General features: G+C 63.7%; 9 protein-coding genes. 3 read left to right on the top strand and 6 right to left on the bottom strand.

The window, feature by feature from the left end:
* From OXI69_08420 to OXI69_08410, 3 genes are all read right to left on the bottom strand, one after another.
* Positions 1–778, bottom strand: a 778-nt coding sequence (locus tag OXI69_08420; protein MDE2666161.1) for a hypothetical protein, incomplete at its 3' end; no start/stop codon positions are given.
* Positions 779–1,214: 436 nt separating this feature from the next.
* Positions 1,215–5,180 (bottom strand): S8 family serine peptidase, encoded by a 3,966-nt coding sequence (locus OXI69_08415; protein ID MDE2666160.1) that lies wholly within the window; start codon positions 5,178–5,180, stop codon positions 1,215–1,217.
* Positions 5,181–5,192: 12 nt separating this feature from the next.
* Positions 5,193–9,185 carry a leucine-rich repeat protein gene (locus tag OXI69_08410; protein MDE2666159.1) on the bottom strand — a complete coding sequence of 1,331 codons (3,993 nt, stop codon included), beginning with the start codon at positions 9,183–9,185 and terminating at the stop codon, positions 5,193–5,195.
* A gap of 916 nt (positions 9,186–10,101) precedes the next feature.
* Between OXI69_08410 and OXI69_08405 the strand changes: the two genes are divergently transcribed.
* Positions 10,102–11,100, top strand: a complete 999-nt coding sequence (locus OXI69_08405) for an SMP-30/gluconolactonase/LRE family protein (GenBank protein ID MDE2666158.1) — start codon at positions 10,102–10,104, stop codon at positions 11,098–11,100.
* A 64-nt stretch (positions 11,101–11,164) separates the two neighbouring features.
* Here OXI69_08405 and OXI69_08400 read toward each other — a convergent pair whose 3' ends face one another.
* Both OXI69_08400 and OXI69_08395 read right to left on the bottom strand, forming a co-directional pair.
* Complete coding sequence (locus tag OXI69_08400) at positions 11,165–12,748, bottom strand: amidohydrolase family protein (GenBank protein ID MDE2666157.1); 1,584 nt, start codon at positions 12,746–12,748, stop codon at positions 11,165–11,167.
* Between the two features lie 27 nt (positions 12,749–12,775).
* A complete protein-coding gene (locus OXI69_08395) occupies positions 12,776–14,203 on the bottom strand; it encodes an MFS transporter (GenBank protein ID MDE2666156.1) in 1,428 nt (475 codons plus the stop codon).
* Between the two features lie 484 nt (positions 14,204–14,687).
* Here OXI69_08395 and OXI69_08390 point away from each other — a divergent pair, with 484 nt between their 5' ends.
* The gene (locus OXI69_08390; protein ID MDE2666155.1) at positions 14,688–15,539 is read left to right on the top strand and encodes an SDR family NAD(P)-dependent oxidoreductase; all 852 of its coding nucleotides are present in this window, start codon (positions 14,688–14,690) and stop codon (positions 15,537–15,539) included.
* Positions 15,540–15,803: 264 nt separating this feature from the next.
* Here OXI69_08390 and OXI69_08385 read toward each other — a convergent pair whose 3' ends face one another.
* On the bottom strand, positions 15,804–17,444 hold the full coding sequence (locus OXI69_08385) for a thiamine pyrophosphate-binding protein (protein ID MDE2666154.1): 1,641 nt from the start codon (positions 17,442–17,444) through the stop codon (positions 15,804–15,806).
* 235 nt (positions 17,445–17,679) lie between these two features.
* Here OXI69_08385 and OXI69_08380 point away from each other — a divergent pair, with 235 nt between their 5' ends.
* Complete coding sequence (locus OXI69_08380) at positions 17,680–19,911, top strand: phospho-sugar mutase (GenBank protein MDE2666153.1); 2,232 nt, start codon at positions 17,680–17,682, stop codon at positions 19,909–19,911.
* Positions 19,912–19,937: the final 26 nt, after the last annotated feature.

Below are 19,937 nucleotides of genomic sequence, written 5' to 3'. Positions count from 1 at the left end.
TGGCCTCGATCTTCTGCTGGTGGGGACCCAGCATGTCGGTGGCGGTGCCGCTGCCCCCGCCGGCTTCGGCCGTGTAGGTGAAGTTGAGCATGGCCGCCTCGTCACCCCGGTTGGTCAGGGCCAGCTCCGAGGTGAAGTGGGAGTTGCTCTTCCCCCTCAAGTCCAGCACCACCGGTACGAAGGTCGTCATCATGTCCATCTCGGCTGGAACGTCTGCGGAATCGAAACCGGCGCTGATGACAAGTTGCTGATTGGCGATAACTCCTGCGTTCTCCGGCGCAACGACAAGTTGAGCATAGCTGACTCTACTCACACCTGCCTCTTCATACGCGACAAAGCCTCCTTCCATCATGGGTGCATTATCGACTGCCGCAGCGACGAGATCTTGCATGATCTTCACCACATTGGCGTCTTCAATCACCGAGAGGAGCTTGAAATCGCGGTCTGGATTGCCCGCGTCGAAAAAAACCAATACCGCACCTTCAACCAAGTAATTATTCACCAGCACAACGAAGTAGGTGGACCCGTGCTTCCAGGGACCAGGTTCCATCCTGAAGAGATCCTTCAGGGCGTTAATGTCCACCGCCTCTCCACTCTCGAATTGCGCCCCCAACCATGCAATCGCCCCCTGGACGAAGGCTTTCAGGGTATCCCGGTCCACCACATCCTGGGCCGTGACATCGGGTGCTTCCTGGGCCGAGGCGGGACCCACACCGGACAGGACGCCAGCCATGACCAATACGCATCCCAAGAGAACCATCCGAGTTAGAGGTTTCATGGCAATCGCTCCTTGATCTTTGTTGAACCGCTGCTGTTTGGAGTCAGGCAGTGAGTGGCATTTAATCTATACCATGCGGTAGATTCGTCAAGTAAATAAACCGCACGATGCCTATAGCCCGCATTTCTCACCAGGCCGCTCGATTCATAGAGGAAAGTCCATCTATTTTCAGCACCTCATGGGTCTGATTGGTACGTCTTGCGGTTACACACGGCGCTGGGCGTGCCCTGGCTTGTCCTTTTCCCCTCAGCGCATCCATGCTCGCTCGACCGTAGTGACGGCTACGCTCTTCGCTCCCGAGCACGCGCTGAGGGAACAATGCCTGCGCCAGGATCACGCCCCCTGGTGAGAAATGCGGGCTAGTGGCTGGTAGGGGAATTTACAAGCGATTTGAGGTTATTGCTGGAAATCAGGAGCAACACTCGACGAATCAGTGCTAGTCCCGCGCCGGGACGTAAGCCCCGTCGCCGCTGCGTTGCCCGGGAGCCCCGCCGTCGTTGACCACCCCGTAGGCCAGGAAGGGATTGTTGCCGGAAATCCGGCGGACCCGAACGTAGCCCTGGGTGGTTCCCCGGGTGTACTTGCTCAGGATGCCGTTGATCTGATGCCAGCGCCTGGCCGCCAGCCTGATGCCGTTGGCGTCTTCGGGCCTGACATTGTCCATGGAGACCGTCCTGACCAGCATGCCGGTCTCCCCGTCGTAGATGTCGATCTCGAAGAGGCTGGGGCTGTCGTCGACTTCTCCGGTGTTGACCAGGGCCAGGTTGCTGCGGTTCTCTTCGTTCTGCTGCAGGGCGTCGATCCAGGCGCTGCCGGTAACGGCTGCCCCGTCGGGCACGGCATTGTAGAAGACCCCGTACTGCCCGCCGCGGCCGTCGGAGGAACTGGTGCGGGCCCCGATCACGATCCCGCTCATGTCGCCGCTCTTCACCGTGGCGAACAGGGCTCCGGCCAGTCCACCCCTTCCCGCGGGCACCCCTTGCACGCCCTTCCGGCGCAATTCGGTGTGGATGACATCGGGAATGATCCGCTGCCGGCCGGGTTCCAGCCTCAGGCTGAAGCCGGCCGTGTCGTCAGGAGTGGTGAGTCCCTCCGCCACGAAGCTGAAGTCGAGGGTCTTGGTTTCTTCGGAGAAGTTGGTCACTATCAGTTCGCTGGAGAACTCGTTGACCTCGACGATCACCGGCAGGGTGTGGCGCAGGCTGCCCTCCAGCGAACCGGCTGAGACCGGGAAGACGAAGGAGCCGTCGGAGTTGGTCTGGTCGTTGATGACGCCGTAGGCATAGAAGGGGGCCTCTCCGTCAACCGGCTCCACCCTGACGTAGCCGTTGGCCACCGTCCCCAGCACCGGCGAAAACTGGTGAAACTCTCCGGGGCCAAGCTCCATGGTCCCAAGGTCCCTGACGGTGTCATCACCGGGGTCGCCGGAAAACACCGTGGTCTTCAAGGTGATCGTTCCGTCGGCCGTGGTGCCCATGTTCTGGAAAGCCACATTGGAGCGGTCCCGGGTGTTCTGGCGCAAGCCGCACAGATAGACGGCTTCATGGAATCCCCTGTCGCCGTCGATGCCGGCATAGGCCAGACCGGCCCGGCCCTCGGGCACGGCCGTGGCGGTCCGAACCAGGGCTCCGATCTCCGAAGAAGAATCGGGAAGCCTCACCTCCAGCGTCCCGATGCGGTTTCCGGTCGAGGGAACGGGAAGCCCCTGCTGCCTGAGATAGTCGAGGGCATTTGGCACAATCATCTGCCGGCCGGGGGCGATCACATCGGAAGCCAGGCCGCTTCCCCCACCCCGGTGGGACTTGTAGATGAATTCGAGTCGCGTCTCCTGAGCGCTCCGATTGGTCAGGGTCAGCTCCGAGGTGAAGAAGGAATTCCTGAGCCCGGCTGAACTCAAGACCACCGGGATGAACGACCGGGCGCCCGGAGGCGGAGCAAAGACTTCGAGCGGCCCTCCGTCGCTGGCCTTGACATTGTTGGTCTCGCTGCTCTCGGACACCTGGTCCAGGTCGTCTACGATGGCGCCCAGGAAGTAACGGCCGGCACTCAGCCGGGGAGGCAGCGGAAACAGCCGGTCGCAGGTCTCCGATTCTCCCGCGGCCAGACCCGAGTCGAAGGAGCAGGCGGCAAACCAGGTGTCGTCGATGGTAATGATGTCGTCGACCGACAGATAGAATCCGACCCGGAAAGGACCGGCATCCACCGGGCCCGGATTGCTGACGGCGGCGTAAATCGAGACCGGACGCCCGAAGTCGGCGGTCGGAGGAGCCACCAGCGAAGTGGGGATCAGATCGGGGTGGGCTGCTGACGTCGGTTCAAAGAGGGCAACCACCTGCCTGCTCGAGTCTATCTCGACCGCGCAGCGATTCCCTGAAGGCGAATCGCACCCTTGCCAGCCCTTGAAGCGGAAGCCGGGATTGGGCCCGGCGGTCAGTGTCAGGCGGGTACCGGTGGTATAGGGGATTTCTCTGACGATCTTGTCGAGGGCGGCGTCCACCTGGATTCGAGGCTTGATGAGCTGGTTCCGGGGATCGACAACGGGAACACCGGTACTCTTCAAGGCGGAAAGCAGCTCCGCAACCGAAGCGTTGGGCGCCTTCGATTTGAGCACCGCCCAGGCACCGGCGACGTGAGGTGTGGAAAAGGAGGTTCCATTGAAGCGACCGAAATCCTCGCCGGGCACCGAGGTGTTGATCCCCCGGCCGGGCGCCAGCAGGTCCAGCAAGGGAGAGTTGTTGGAGAAGACTGAGACCTCATCCGCGGTCGTTTCATCGGCGCCGGTGTCGGTGGAGCCCACGCTGACTGCGCTGGAGATACAGGATGGGAAGTCGATTCCGGTTGAGGATCCCTTGTTCCCGGAAGCGGCAACGGGCGCGATGCCCAACGCCCGTAAATTGTCCATGGCGGCCTTCACCGCGGGGAATTCGGCGTCGCATTCTTCCGAGAAGAGATCCCCACCGAAGCTCATGTTGACCGCGGCGATGTCGTAGCCGCCGCTCAGCTCCAGGACCCGCTCGAGGCCGGCCACCCAATCGCTGGTGGATGACGCCAGGCAGTTGACGGGGCCCGGGCACTGGGAAAACGCTTGTATGGCGATGATCCCGGACTCGGGGGCCACTCCCGAGAACATCGTCCCTCTCCCGGCGGCCACCCCGGCTACGGCGGTGCCGTGGAAACAACTGCTTGACGAAGAACAGGGCTCTCCCGACTCCATGCCGGTGGACTCCCTGACGCCCCCGGGACAGAGCGGCGTCCAGCGGCTTTCGGCGCCGGAATAACAGGCCTCCGCCACCACCCGGCCCCTCAGAAAAGGGTGTTTCCCGTCCACCCCCGTATCCAGGATGGCGACCGCCTGGCCTGCTCCCGAATACCCTAGGTTCCAGGCATTGGGTGCGCCGACCAGGGTCGTGCTCGTCTCCAGCAGAGGCTCGACCCTGATGTCCTCCTCCAGGGTAACCACCTCCGGGTCGGAGGCCAGTGCCTCCAGAGCGGGCTCGTCCACCTCCATGGCCACATGGGGCATGTACTTGAAGCGACGAACCGACGAGAGGTTGTGGCCGCCCAATCGGGTCAGCAGCGATTGCTGGACGCGGGAAATCAGCGGGGAGCGGGCTTGGACTTCATTCAGGCTGCTGACCGCCGCTGACACCGATTGGCCATCGGTCTTCAATCCCACGATCACCTTTGCCTTGCCTTCGCCCCGAACCCTGGCCCTCAGTGCCTCAAACGCCCTGTCCCGCTGAGCCTGCAGCACCGGTTCTCCGCCCATGCCCAATTTCTGGTTTGAATCCTGATCATCGACATCCGAGCTTCTGACACTGAGTGTGGTGCTGCCGCAGTTGGGCTCTCGGTTGGGCGTCACGGTTCCGGCCCCCCTCGGTGAAACCCTGGTGGTCAGCGGGAAGCAGGCGCCGCTGACGAAAAAAGTCTTGGTGTACTGGTTGTCGGTCTCGTCGCTTTCCGGGACCGCTTCTCCCCCGTCGACAACGACTCGAAGCGTGTGGGTGCCGCTGCTCAATCTTCCAAGGGGATAGTCCTCGCGAAATCGAAAGACCTGTGGGTCCAGGGGAGGGGCCACATCGAAGGTTTCCCTCAAGCGGCCGTCCAGGAAGAGCTCGATCCGGAAACGCGCGGCGGCCGGGGAGCCGCCGCTGTTGATGACGGCGAAGTCCACAAAAAGGCGATCCTGGGCCATCAGCCGGAGGGTTTCGGTGTGTGTCTCCTGCCGGTTGGAGATCACCAGGCTGTCCGACCAGCCCTCAGGGCGAACGGGTCTCAGATTGGGGAGGCCGTCCTGGGAACCGGCCGATCCGGGATCGGCCAGCAGAAGCAGGGGTACGCACAGCCTCAGCCCGATCCGGGCTGCGGACTTACCGCTCGTGTACGGCTCTCTCTCGATCATGCGATCAGACCTTTATCGACTCGGGCCGCGGTCGTCCGGCCCGGTGTCACCGGGAATGATCACGGTGGAAAATTGCACCTTGGCGCCCCCGGCCGTGGTGCCCAGGGCATCGATGGCCAGTTGAAAGTCACTGGCGCCGGGCACGTCCAGGCACATCTGGATGGTTGCGGGCCGATCGAGCGACCAGGGATATGTGGCGTGGTGCTGCCCGTAGATCTCCAGGCTGCCGAGGCTGCCGATCAAGTTCCCATTCAGATCGAATTCCGCGAAGCGGAGTCGGGTGCCGGGCGGGGCCGATTGTCCCGGCCGGGTGGTCACCGAAGCCAGTCCCACGTTGTCGCCATTTCTCAACATTGCGGTCAGCCTGCGGCAGTCTCCGTCTCCCAGCCAGTCGTTTTCCGATTGGCCGTCTACGGAAAACAGTTCCACCGTTTCTCCATCGGATGGACTTTCCAGCAGATGGCGCGCCTGGACCTGAAGGGAGCCGGTCTGGCAGGGCGAGCGAGCAAAGACGTATAGAGCTCCGGATGTCAGCTGTCCGGCATCTGGAGCCGTCAGGGTCAGCAACTCGGCCCCTCCCCTGGGAAGGGTGGTGCGGAAGAGGTTACCGTCCGGAAACCGTCCGCTGAACGACACCGCCGAGGCCATCGAGGTCCCTTGGTCAAACAACACTGCCACCTCGCAATGAGCCGCTTCGGGGTCCTTGTGGGTGACAGCCACTTCAGTATTGGCCAGATGCTCGCCCAGGGGGCCCAGGAAGAGATGAGGCAGGATGGCCACCGTGGAGCAGGGCGAATCCTGCCACAGCGAGAGGCAGAAGGGGTCCCGCTCTGCCGGATCGACGTCGGAAACGGTCACGGTGTGGAGGGCTTGGTGCTTGGACCGGAGGACAAGACTATCGCTCCTTAGGTCCGGAGCGTCGGGGGGCTCCCCGTGGGAGCGGCGCAGGCGGATCTCGGTGGGCTTCCCCAGGGTCAGCACCAGGCTTCTTTCTCCCTGGGCGGCGGTATCCCGCAACAATGTGAAGGAAATTTGGCCTCGGGTCTCTCCCGCCGGAAAGAGAAGCCCGCTGTCCAGAGCGGGAGAGAGGTTGGTGTAACCGGCTGAGGCCCCGCCGAAGCCGACGGAATAGGGCACCCTCACGGACACCGGAAGCTCCCGGCTCAAGGTGACCGGCACCCTCACGGTGGCGCCCTCCGGCGCCTCGGTTTCGGTTGAAGCAAAGGCGAGCGTGGCCTTCAGGTCGGAATCCACGGACAGATGGCCGCGATAGGGCACTTGTATGACGTTAGGGTTGCCGCCCAGCACGCCTGCTCCGAAATCGACAGTGTATTCTCCGCCCAAGGTATCGAGCACATCGTCCAGGATTCCCTCGGGTAGATCCTTCAGGGGGTTGCCGGACAATACCAAGAGGCGCAGGTTGTCCAATCCGTCCAAAATGTCCACGGGCAGATCTTCCAGGTGGTTGCCCAACAACCGCAGCTCTTCCAGCTTGCTCAGACCGTCGAAGACTCCCTCTGGCAACTCGTTGATGGGGTTCAAGGACAACCACAAGCTTCGCAGGTTGTCAAGGCCGCTAAAGATTCCCTCCGGAAGTTGGTTCAAGTGGTTAGCGCCCAACTCGAGGTCCTCCAGTTTGCTCAGCCCCTGGAATACACCCGGCGGCAAGCCGGTCAGGGAATTTCCCCACAACCGCAACTCGCGCAGGTTGCCCAGGCCGCGAAAGACCTTGGGAGGCAGGACGCTCAGAGAGTTTCTATACAAATATAGCTCTCGCAGAGAATTCAGCCCCTGGAAGACTCCCTCTGGCAACATGCTTAGCGAGTTGTCCTGCAACCGGAGCCCTTTCAGGGAGGTTAATTCGCTGAAGACCTCTTCGGCCAATGAGGTCAGGGAGTTGCGATCCAACAGCAGATATTCCAGGGCGATCAGCCCGCTGAAGTCGTGTGCTTGAAGGGTAGTAAACTCGGGGTCATCCACACTCAGGATTCGCACTTCGGCCAAATGCGCCGTCGTAATGTCCTCGCAGACCCGGCCAAGCCTTTCGACCAGCGCATCCCTCACTTGCGGCGTGCGTTCGCAGACGTCTGCCGGTTGGTTGGAGTGAGCCATGGTCACGGTGTGGACGGCTCCAGCGGCCGGCCGGTCCACCAGCACCCCGGCGTCCAGTCCGGGAGCATCGTCGCCGCTACCGTCGGAGCGGCGCAGTCCGATCTCGGAGAGCTCCCCCAGGGTCAGCACCACGGTCTTCCCCAAGGCTTCCGAGTCCTCCAAGGGAGTAAATACAATCTGCCCCCCAGTCTCGCCGGCAGGGAACAAGAGCCCAACTTCCGGAGAGGGGAACAACCCGCCATAGTCGGTCTCGGTGGCAGTGCCGCTCACGCTGTAGGGTACGCGCACCGCCACCGGCAGGGCACGGCTCAGCCACACCCGAACCCTCACGGTTGCGCCTGTCACCGTTTCCTGCGCACTCGACTCAAAGGCAAGGCTGGCGCTCAGTCGGGGATCCACCCGCAGGTCCTCCAGCCTGTGGATCACTTCGTCCAGAACTCGAAGGGGAAGGCTGTTGAACCCGTTGCCCTGCAACCACAGCACCCGCAGCGATTTCAGACCGCTGAAGACGCCCTCGGGCGGCGTCCTGAGGGAGTTGTTGTTCAATAACAGGCTGTGCAGTGCGACCAAGCCGCCGAAGTCGTGCGCTTGAAGTGCGGTGAGTCCGCTGCCTGAAAGATCCAACCGGGTGACTTCAGCCAGACGCCCCAGTGTGACTTGTGCGCAGTCGGGTATCCCCGTGATCTCCAGCAGCTTGTCTCTAACCTGAGGCGTACGGTTGCAAAGACCCGTAGGCTGGTTAGGGGAAGAAATCGTAACCGTATGGTCGGCCAGATCCTCGGGACGGTCGACCAGGGTTTCGGCCTTCAGAAAAGGAGCGTCAGGGGGCGAGCCGTCGGAGCGGCGCAGACGGACCCGGGAGAGCTCCCCCAAGGTCAGCACGATCGTTTTACCCGGGCGGTCGTCGCTTTCCGGCAGCGCAAAACGAATCTCCTTGCTCGTCTCTCCGGCCGGAAAAAGCAGCCCCGATTCCGGTTGGGGGGACAGATTCGCATAGTCGTTCTCGGTGGCGCTGCCTCCCAGGCTGTAGGGTAGCCGAACGGCCACGGGCAACTCGCGGCTCAGCGTCACGGTAACCGTCACATTAGTTCCTGAAAATACGATTTGTGAAGTCGCAGCGAAGGCCAAACTGGCCTTCATGTGGTTGTCTACTCCGAGTCCGGGCCCATGGGGACTGCTTCCCATCGTATCCAGGACATCGTCGAAGATTCCCGCGGGCAGAGTGCTCAGAGGGTTGTCCACTAGCCAAAGCGTTTCCAGCGAGTTCAGATCGCTAAAGATCTCTTCGGGTAACTCACTTAGCTGGTTTCCCGATAAACCCAAATCCGCAAGTGCGTTCAACCCGCTGAAGATATCCTTGGGCAGCGAACCCAACGAGTTCCGACCTAGATTCAGGTGTTTCAAATTGCTCAAGCCACTAAAGATTTCCCCAGGTAAGTCTCTCAGAGAGTTTCCTAGAAATGTCATCTCACTCAGATTGTGCAACCCTTGAAAAACTCCCTCGGGCAATGTCCTCAGAGAGTTGTCCTGCAGGCGCAAAGTTCTCAGCTCGACCAGACCGGAAAAAATTCCTTCGGGTAGCACACTCAGCGAGTTTTGAAACAGCACCAGTTCACGCAGCCTGCCTAACCCGCTAAAAACCGTATCGCGTAAAGCAGCTAGGGAATTGTTCTGCAACCACAGGCCTTTCAACGAATTCAGTCCATTGAAGATCCCTTGAGGCAATTCGGTCAGGGAGTTTTCGTTCAACCGCAACCATTCCAGGGAGTTCAGACCGCTGAAGTCGTTCTGCTTGAGCTCGGTGATTTCGGACGCCGAAAGATCCAGTCGCCGCACGCTGGACAGATGGGCGCCGGTGACCTGTCCGCAGGTGGATATCCTGGTAACCTCCAATAGGGCTTCCCGCACCTGAGGCGTGCGGTCGCAGATACCTTGCCCGAACGCGCCGGTTGGAAGGAACCACAGCAGGGCGAAGTGCCAGGCAAGGACAATCCAGCACGGGGAGCTTGTCCTTGGCCCGCATTTCTCACCGGGTGGCCGGATACATGATGAAAGCCTGTTGATGTTCAATACGATCACAGAGAACAAGGTGCCGGCTGATCGGGCGGTAGCGGCAAGGGGCTGGCCATCACGAATTCTTGGATCGTATTATCGGACGCCGCAGCGGAATCGCAAATACAAGAATGTTCTTGATGGTACGCAAACCATCGTGACACTTGCGTGTAAATTAAGATGTATAAAATGTTTATTTTTTGAGTCTTATTACAATCTGTGATGTTCGACCCACGTGGGTTTGGCGCGTCAGTTTCAAGCTCCTTCGTCGAGACGTCGGCTTGCCCAGCACGTGAACCGGTGACTGTCAGGGGAATCCGTCGCTATCTCTGATCGAACCGCCAACAACCGCTCGACATCTGTCCATGTGGATCCGGGAAATACCATCGACATGGGGCAGCGATCCTGGGGTAAAGGGCCAACAGGGCGCGATTGCGGTCGCGGTCTGGAGCGGGCAGGCTGGCCATCATAGGTGCCTGTTTCGACTCGGTGGATCGGTGCGCTCCGACATTGACCCGGCAAGCGGGAACCGATAGGATCCAAATTCCTGCCGGGACAAGAGTGGTGTTTGGCGGAGCCGAGCCAGCCGCCGCGGTTGACAAGCCCGAGATCTGAGACCACGAGGTTTTACAGGCTGGTCGCGAAGCGTTCAGGATGCCGGTAACAAGAGTCGAAAACCATCGCCGGGGGGCGCATCTTGCGAGGGCAACGGCAAATCGCGTCTGCCCGAGCCCTTGGATAAGGACGGGAGGTCCTCATGATTCGCGAGCACCGGGCCGGGTTGGGGGTCATTGTGTTGGCAATAGTATGCGGTTGGAGCCTGGGCTGCGGCTCCGCCGGAGAGCCGGATTCCGCGATCGCTCCTTCCGACAAGAAGGCGGTGCTCCCGGAAGCCGAGGCTGTCCAGCCGGTGGAGATCGTCCGCACCAATGACTATTCCGAGGGGGTGGTGATCGATCGCGAAGGGAACATCTACTTTTCCCACGAGAGGGTGATCACGGTGGTGACCCCCGATGGAAAGCATCGCGTGTGGGCGGAGACCGGGGAACCCAACGGCCACAAGATTCTGGCGGACGGCACCCACCTGGTCTGCGACGCCACCCATCACGCCGTGCTGCGTCTGGATGCCGAGGGAAACATGATGGAACCGGCCTCCAAGGAATGCGAGGGCAAGCCGCTAAAGGGACCCAACGACCTGACCCTGGACCCGGAGGGAGGTTTCTATTTTACCGACCCGGAGGGAACCGGCCTGTCCAATCCCATCGGCACCGTTCACTACGTGGATCCTGAGGGAACCACCCACTTGGTGACCGGAGGGCTGGCCTACCCCAACGGCATCGTCCTGACTCCCGATCGAAAGCGGTTGCTGGTCGCCGAAAGTCAGAAGAACCGTATACTGCTTTACGAGGTGCTCTCGCCTGGCAAGGTAGGCCCCATGCAGGTATTCGCCGATCTGCCCACGAAGGAGGGAGAGCAGATCGGCAACCAACCCGACGGCATTTGCCTGGATGCTGCCGGAAACCTCTACGTGGCCCACTACGGGATGCGCCAGGTTCAGGTCCTGGACCCCGAGGGCAAGCTCATCCGCCGCTATCCCGGGGGAAACCTCACCACCAGCAATTGCGCCTTCGGCGGACCCAGGCTGGATCAGCTCTTCGTCACGGGAGGCACGCCCGGAGCGCTCTTCCGATTGGATTTGGGCGTGCCCGGTCTGGACATTCGCCCCAAACGGAAAGAGAAGCCCTCCGAAGGTTGAGGCGGCAATGGGATGGCGCAGCCTTCGGAACCTCATGTTGGGCCGTCTTCAATGAATCCATTTGTCACGGGACTGCCTGGCCGGCCAGGACCCCGGTACATCGCCCCTCTTCCACCGCCACCTGACCATTGACCACCACCCAGGGTATGCCCACGGGAAACTGCTTGGGGTCTTCATAGGTAGCGCTATCTGTGACCGTGCCCGGGTCGAAGGCCACCAGGTCGGCGAAATACCCCGCCTGCAACCGGCCCCGCCCGCTCAATCCGAAGCGGCGCGCCGGCCCGTCCGTCATCCGCTGGACCATCGTCTCCAGGCTCAGACTCCCCAAGCGCCGCCGCAGCCGTCCCAGAAATCTGGGGAAGGCTCCGTAGCATCGGGGATGGGGTGCGCTTCCCAGGGGGGTGATGTCGCTGCAGGCCATGGCGTCGGGACGGGCCAGCAACTGCAGGCAATCCCTGTCGATGGCTTCCCGCAGCGCCGGGCTCGAGGGCGGTGCGTTGAGGTAGCCCACCTTCAGTTCCTCCTCCAGCAGGAGGTCGCAGAGCGTCTGGGTAGGGGAAGACCCCCGGAGCCGGGATGCCTCGGCCAGGCTCTTTCCCTCCAGGTGAGGGTTGCGGGGCAGGTAGGAAAAGGTGACGGGCTCCAGCGGCGCGAACAGGTGGTTCTGCAGGTGGTCCCGAAGGGCCCGCTGACGTCCCGGGTCGGCCAGCCGCTCCAGAATCGCATCGGGACCGCCCTCCTGCATCTCGCCCGGCAGAAAGCTCACGGCGATGCTGCTCCCGCTGGGATAGGGATAGATGTCCATGCTGCAGTCCACCCCCTGGTCCTTGGCCCGGTCGATGGGGGCTGCCAGTTCCTGGAGCCGGCCGGCGCTCTGCTCGGTCGTCCTGAGATGGGCGAAGTGAACGGGCGCCCCCGACCGCCGGGCGACCTCCAGTCCCTCCAGGATCCCTCCTCCTGCAAAGGCGCGCGCGGGTGTCCCCACCCGGGGCTCGTTGACGTAGACGCCGCCGGCTTGGCGCACCGCCCGGCACAGTTCCACCAGTTCCCGGGTGTCGGCCCAGTATCCGGGATAGTAGGCGGCTCCGGTGGAAAACCCCACCGCCCCCTGCTCGATCCCCTGCCGCACCATGCGCCCGGCGGCCCGGAGCGCCTCTCCCCGGAGCGGCAGGTCCCGGAAGCCCAGCAGTTCCAGGCGGAGCGCCCCGTGGGGGATCAGGTAGGCAACGTTTACAGCTACCTTGCGGTGATAGTGCGCTCGAAAGGCGGCGACGCTGCTCATGTCCAAGTCGGGCGGCGGGTTCCCCAGGATCCCACCCAGGTAGCGCGCGTAGAGCTGGAAATTGGCCCGGGACAGGGGAGCCCAGGACATCCCGTCCAGGCCCACGATCTCGGTGGTGATTCCCTGGCGCAACCCGTAGGCGTGCTGGGGATCGTGGAGAAGCGGTCCCTCGGAGTGGGTGTGGGTGTCGATGAATCCTGGTGCGACCGTGAGACCCTGCAGCGGAACGATTCGGCCGGCCTGGGCCCGGGAGAGGTCTCCGATGGCTTCGATTTTCTCCCCGAGGATGCCCAGGTCGGCGGCAACGGCCGGGGTTCCGGTGCCGTCGAGGAGATGTCCGCCGCTTAGGATGAGGTCGAAGGTCATGGCGCTGAGACAAATCGCGGGGGCTGGTTACGCCTCCATTGGCGGCGGGCCCTGCCGGTCCGCCGGCTTCATGAGGGGTTGGTCGGGCCTGACGGCCAGCCAGCAGAGCGCAGCCGCCAACTGCGTGCCGGCAATGAGATAGAGCACCAGGTTCCAGTCCCCGCCGGTCCGTTCGATATGTCCGATCAGGTATCCCAAAGCGATGGGCATCATCAGGGCCCCGGCGATTCCGGCCATGTTCATCACCGCCATCAGCAGGGCGCTGTAGCGGCCGGCGATGTCCATGGTCGCCGTCCAGGAGGAGGGACCGGAAAAGGCGCCCGCCAGGGAGCTTGCCGACAGCAACGCCACCAATACCGGAGCCGAGGGGGCCCCCAGGGCCAGCAGCGTCAGCAGGCCGGCGGTGCCGATGCCGAAGCAGGCCACCAGGCTGCGGCTGATCCGCTTGCTTCCGGTCCGCGCGAACAACCCGTCCACCAGAAAGCCGCCCGCCATCAACCCCGTCACCGCCGCCGCCAGAGGCCATACGGCAAACCATCCCGCCTGGCCGGGCGTGATGCCGTAGCCCTTTTCCAGGTAGGCGGGAAACCAGGAGACGAAGACGGCATAGGCAGCCGCCCGCAGGAACTGCTGGGAACAGATTCCCCACAGGCTGCGGCTCCCGATCATGCTGGCCAGCAGGGTCGACTGGCTGTCCGGGCTAAGGTAGGGTCGGGGACTCCCTTCCTCGGTCGATTCGGGCCGGGTCGGGCTCGAGGCGGTGGCGGCCACCCCCGTTTGCCCGGCGAAAGGCTGCCGGGTGATCAGGTCCCGCTCGGCCTCATTCGCCCAGGGGTGCTGCCGGGGGTGGTTGCGGAAGTAGCAGAAAAAGCCCACCGCCCAGGCCACGCCCACCCAGGTATAGAGACCGAAGACCTCCCGCCAGGGGTAGCGCTCCATCAGGTAGGCCGTCAATCCCATGGTGACGATGCCCCCGATGGACATGGAAGTCTCCACGCTGGCGCTGCTGAACCCCCGCCGCCGCTCGGGGAACCAGTTGTTGATGACCAGGGTGGCGATGGGCACCAGTCCGGCCTGGGCGGCGCCAAAGGCAATCCGGGAAGCCAGCATGGGAAGAAAGGAATACACCCTGGCCGACCAGAGGTTGAACAGCGACCAGAGCAGGCTGATGAGGGACAAGGCCCACCTTGGTCCCAGGCGGGTTCCCAGCCAGCCTCCCGGGACCTGAAAGGCCAGGTAGCCCACCATGAAGGCGCTCAGTATCCAGCCCATCTGCTCGGTGGTGAAGTGGAGCTCCCTCTGAATGGTGGTGTTGGCGACGGCAATGCAGTGACGGGTGAGGTAGGCGCTGGCAGCCGCCAGCGCCAGCAGGCCCAGCACGCCGTGGCGAACGCCGCTTGGTCTCGCCGGTGGGCCGCCGCCCACAGAGGCCTTGGATTCGGTCTGCATCGCCATTGCTTGGACCCACTTCAGGAATCGGTGCAGAGACTAAACCAAACCATTGCTCCTGGCAAGGCGGGCTCACTCCGTGGATAGGTGCTGTGGCCGCCTTCGCGGCTCTACTCCCCTATGTGACGTTTCCCGATGGATAGCCCCGGGCTCTGGCCCGGGGCATTATTCCAAATAGAAAAGCACGTTTCCCCTTGCAGCGTTGTGGGTTCGGGGAGAGCTGCGAATGCTGCGGCTGACGTGGGTTACCCGGCAAGACGCCACCTACGAGCCATCCTTATAGAGCTGCGTAGCTGCGGCTCAGGGTAGCCCCGGGCGGCAGCCCGGGGTCGTATGGGTTCAGCACCCACCCAGCCGCGAATGCGGCGCATAGAAAGCACCCGTCCCCGAACGCAATGCCTCCACAAAAAAACCCCGGCCGACTTACCCTTGAGAGATGAAGCGGAAGCCAATGCTATACTCCCTCCAATTTTCATCTTGAGGACGAATCATGATCGATACTGCTGCTGATGCCCTGAAGGGCCTGAATGCCGTGGTCACTGGAGCTGCCCAGGGGCTGGGTCTGGCCATCGCCGAGGAGCTGGGCCGACGGGGCGCCCACGTGACCATGGCTGATGTGCAAGCGGAGAAGGTCCGGAAAGCGGCGGCCGGGCTGGGGGAGAAGGGACTGCAGGCGGAACCCGCCACCCTGGACATCACCGACAGCCGGGCCGTGAGGGAGTTTTTCGAGGCGTTTGTGGACGACCGGGGGCGGCTCGACATCCTGGTCAACAATGCCGGTTCGAGGCAATCGGTGACCGAGGTGGCCGAGCTGGGTGACCGGGAGTGGGACCGGGTGATGGGCGTGACCTTGACGGGAACCTTCTACTGTTGCCGGTCGGCGGCCGCCGTTATGCAGCGGCAAGAGTCGGGCTGCATCGTCAACATGGCTTCGGTGAACGGGCAGAGCGCTGCAGCCCTGGTGGCGGCCTACAACGCTGCCAAGGCGGGCGTGATCAGCCTGACCCGGACGCTGGCCCTGGAGTTGGCGCCCTACGGGGTTCGGGTCAACGCCGTGAGTCCCGGGCCGGTCTATACTGACTTCAACCGCCAGAATATGGCGGAACGGGCTCTGAGCCTGAATGTCTCGGAGGAGGAAATGATCCGGCGGGTTGCCGGCTCGATTCCCCTGGGGCGCTGGGGAGAGCCCCATGAGATCGCTCAGGGAGTGGCTTTTCTCTGCAGTCCGGATGCCACCTGGATCACCGGAGAAGTTCTCAGGGTCAGCGGCGGCCTGGAAGGCGTCTCAGCCACTCCCCCCAAAAAAGCCAAGGCGCCGCCCGCGAGCGGCGACTCCGGGTGAGGCGGGCCGCCACCCTGGGAAACCGATCATTCAATGGTTTCAGGTAAGTTCCGCCCCCGCCCTTGCGGGCAGATTATAAGAGGAAGAAACTGCCGATGGTTGTTGAGGACGAACCACGGACAAACACGAAGACCGTTGGACCTCCTTAGTTGCGACGACGTCAGGGGATGAAGCCCATCCGGGAGCGCGGGCGTCCCGCCCGCACACGTCCTGGCACAGCCTCGGCCAACTCCTCCACCCGGCTCGGCCGTCCATGAATTCGACTCATTGGGTGGGCACTTCCGCCTGAGCGAACATGCCGGCGGTGGTCTCGATGGGCGGCCAGGGGATCTGGGCCGTCAACTCGACCAGGCAGGGCCCTGGCTGTCGTAGCGCTTCCAAGAGGTTCCGGGATAGATCCTGCAGGCGCTCCACCCGCAGGGCGGCGGCTCCGAAGGCTCTGGCCAGGGCCGCAAAATCGGGGCCGACCAGGTCGGCCGCATGGGTGCGGCCATAGCGGGCCATCTGTTGAGGCCGAAGCACCCCGTAACCCTTGTCGTTAAAGACAACCATCACCAGTGGCAGTCCGCACTCCACCGCCGTGGCCAGCTCCTGGCAGTTGAAGAGAAACCCTCCATCCCCCGACAGCAGGACCACCGGACGCTGGGGCTGAGCCATCCTGGCTCCGATGGCCGCGGGCAGTCCGAAACCCAGGGTGCAGAATCCCCAGGGGCTGTGGAAGCCGGCCGGCTGGTAGACCTCCAGCAGGTGGTGGCACCAGGTGGCGGCCGCGGTCAGGTCGCAGACCAGGATGCTGTCCCGGGGAAGCTCCGCTCTCAGGCACTCCACCAGTTCCACCGCCGCCGGCGCCCGCTGCCGGCATTCGCCCCATATCCGGTCTCGAAGCGCCTGGACCTCCCGTGGGCGGTCCCGGGAAGTCGTCGCCCCTTGGCACCGTTCCAGCAAACCTTCCAGGGAGGGCTTGGCGTGGCCGACCACGGCGGCGCTCACCTCGTAGTTGCGGCCGATCTCGGTGGGGTCGATGTCGATGTGGATCAGCTGCTCCGGCAGCTTCAGGCGCCAGCGTTCCGTCTCGATCTCCTTGAACCGGGTTCCCACCGCCAGCATCAGGTCGCAGGTCTCAAGGTAAGCCCGGCCAACCGGATGGAGCAGGGTGTTGCCTCCGGAGAGGGGATGGTCTTCGGGGATGGCTCCCTTGCCCAGGGTGGTGGTGAAGACCGGGGATTGCAGCCGCTCCGCCAACCGGGTCAGGGCGGCCGAGGCCCCGGCCCGGATAACGCCGCCCCCGGCCCAGATGACCGGCCGGCTGGCCTCTTCCAGCAGTCGGCAGGCCTGGGTGAGTTCCTCCTGCCCGGGCTGTTCCAGCTCTGTCGTCAGTGGCGCGGGCAGCGCGGGCTGACCGGTGGAGTCCAGCACGTCGCAGGGGATCTCCAGGGCCACCGGCCGCGGCCGCCCCGAACCCAATTGGGCGAAGGCCTCTCGAACCAGCCAGGGGATGGCTTCTACCGTGGTGGCCTGCTGGCACCACTTGGTGACTGCCCGGAAACCTCCCGACTGGCCGGAGCACTCGTGCAGCAAGCCCTTTTCCCGGCCCAGATAATCCGATTGGATCTGGCTGGCTACGCACAGGACCCGGGAGGAGTCGCTGAAGGCGGTGCCCAGCGGGGTCAGGGTGTTGAGCGCTGCCGGTCCGGTGGTGCTGAGACAGACGCCGAATTCTCCACCGGCCCGGGCGTACCCGTCGGCCATGAAGGCCGCTCCCTGTTCGTGACGGGCGCTGACGTGGCGGATGGGGCTGTCCAGTAGAGCGTCGTAAACCGCCAGGTTGTGAGTGCCCGGGATGCCGAAGACAGCGGTGACTCCGTGGGCTTCCAGGGAGCGAACCAGGGCCTGACCGCCGGTCATGGGGATCTCCTTTCCAGGGGCCTTGTTGCTCCGCCGACGCGGCTTGACACAGTGGGCAGGCCCGCGCGGAACCGGGCATTATATCCTACCGCCGGAAGCCGGGCGGTATGGGGTTTCGGACAGGCGTGGCCGCTGTCCGGTTCACCCCCGTTGCGGTATACTCAGGCGGCTGCGGCGGCGGGACGGGCGAGCCGCCGGTTCAGGCTGTGACGGGTGAGGCAGGGAGGAAGGAGTTGTGAATCCGGTGACGCGCCAACGGTCTCCCGGGATCGAGGAAATGGCGGCAGACGACGCACTGAAATCCATGGTTGACCGGCTGGTGCGGAAGTACGGGGACCGGGGCCGGGAGGCAGGCGACAACCTGGAGCAGTGGCTTTCGGGGCAGGTGCCCTACGCCGAGCCAGAGGTGCTGCAGCGGCACCTCCAGGCCGGGCAGGTGGACCTGCTCTTCGACGCCTTCTGGCAGGTGCTTCCCTTCGGGACCGGCGGGCGCAGGGGCAGGGTCGGATATGGGGCCAACCGGCTCAATCCGGCCACCGTGGCCATGACCGTCCAGGGTCATTGCCACTACCTCGCGGCCGCCTTTCCGGGCCGCCGCGACTTGGCGGTGGTGGTGGCCAACGATGTTCGAGTCTTCAAGGACCTGGCCGGAACCTACCGCTTTCTGGGAGAGGATCACCCGCTTCTGGGAACCTCTTCGCGCTCGCTGGGGAGGCTGGCCTGCGAGATCTACGCCGGCAACGGCATCACGGCCTATTTCGCGCAGCCGCGGGCCGAGGATGCGGTGATCAGCACGCCCGAGTTGTCCTTTGTCATCGGCCGCCTGGGCGCTGCCGGGGGAATCAATCTCTCGGCCTCCCACAATCCCCCCGACGACAACGGGATCAAGGTCTATGACGCCTTCGGCAGCCAGCCGGTGGCGCCGGAGGACCAGGCTCTGATGGACGCCATGCGGGAGGCTACCGCCATCCGGAGCATACCCTTCGCCCAGGCGCTTGCCGAGGGCTTGGTGCGGGACATTCCCGAAGATCTCCACCAGGACTATCTGGACGCTTACCTGGAGCTGTATGGAGACACCTTCACCCCTCGGCCCGACCTGCCGGTGGTCTACACGCCCCTCTGCGGATGCGGATTGAAGACGGTGGGCGACCTGCTGGGCCGGCTGAACTTTCCGGTTCGGACCCCGCCCCGTCAGGACGCCGACGGCTCCTTCGCTGTCATCCCCTTCAAGGCCCCCAATCCGGAGGTGCCCCAGGCCACCGCACCCGCCAGGGAGTTCGCCGACGAGATCGGCTCGGGCCTGGTCCTCTCCAGCGATCCCGATGCCGACCGGGTCGGACTGGAGGTCAGGCAGTCCGACGGCTCCTGGGTCCACCTGGACGGAAACCAGATTGCCGCCATTCTGGGATACTTCCTGATGCTGGATCCCGAGGGACCGCGCAGGAGGGGGCTGGTGGTGGAGACCCTGGTGACGACCCGCATCCTGGGTAGGATCGTGGAGAAGGCCGGTGGCTCCCAAATCGTGGATGACCTGCTGGTCGGCTTCAAATATGTCGCCGACGTGCTGAAGTCCCTGGAACGAACCGGAAGATACGGCCAGGTGGTTGCCAGGCCACGGGATCTGGTGCTGGCCGCCGAGGAGAGCCACGGGGTGATCATGGTTCCCACCATACGGGACAAGGATGCCGCTCCGGCCTGCATGGTGCTGGCGGCCCTCTACCAGAGGCTGCGGCTGCAGGGTCGCACCCTTCTGGACTACTACATCGGGATCCTTGAGCAGTTGGGAGGCTATGCCGACGTGGGCCGCTCCATCGCCATGGCCGGGGCCGGGGGCGTGTCCAGGAGGGATCGGCTGATGGCCTCTCTGAGAGACTCGCCTCCGCGGACCCTGGCAGGTCATCCGGTGCGTCACGTCCTGGATTACTGGGATCAGGAACGGTTCGGGGCCTTCGTCAGCGAGTCGGACAAGCTGCCGAGAAACGTGATCCGGATGTCCATGGACGACTTCGTGGTCACGGTCCGGCCCTCCGGAACCGAGCCCAAGCTGAAGTTCTATTGCCAGCTTGCGCCGCGGGGAGGTTCGTCCCGGAAGGGAATGGATCTGTTGACCGAGGTGAGCGGCAGGGCCGAGGAACTGGCCCGCCTGGTGTACCGCGAACTCCTGGCCCGCCTGGACCTGGAGCTGGGCCCGGCCGGCCTGCTGCTTCCCGACATCGTGGATGTGGACCGCAAACGTGAGTTCGAGCAGACCATCCAGCCGCAACTGCATTCGGAGCTGGCCGGTTCAGGCAAGCGCAGCCTGCAGGAACTCCTGGCTTGGTTGCGCGGCCAGGCCTCCGGCATGACCCCGGGAGCGGACCCGCTGCCCGCTCTCAAGGCTCCCATCGCCTGTCTCTGCAATGGATGGAAGGCCGAGCTGGGAGCCGCCCCCCTCTTCGACGAACTGGATCGGTGGGCACGCCGATGAACCGAGGTGTGTCGGGCGCCGGAAGC

Source organism: Acidobacteriota bacterium (assembly GCA_028875575.1).
Classification (GTDB): domain Bacteria; phylum Acidobacteriota; class Terriglobia; order Versatilivoradales; family Versatilivoraceae; genus Versatilivorator.
Note: the sequence above shows the minus strand (reverse complement) of the source record. Positions and strands in the feature narration are given on the sequence as shown.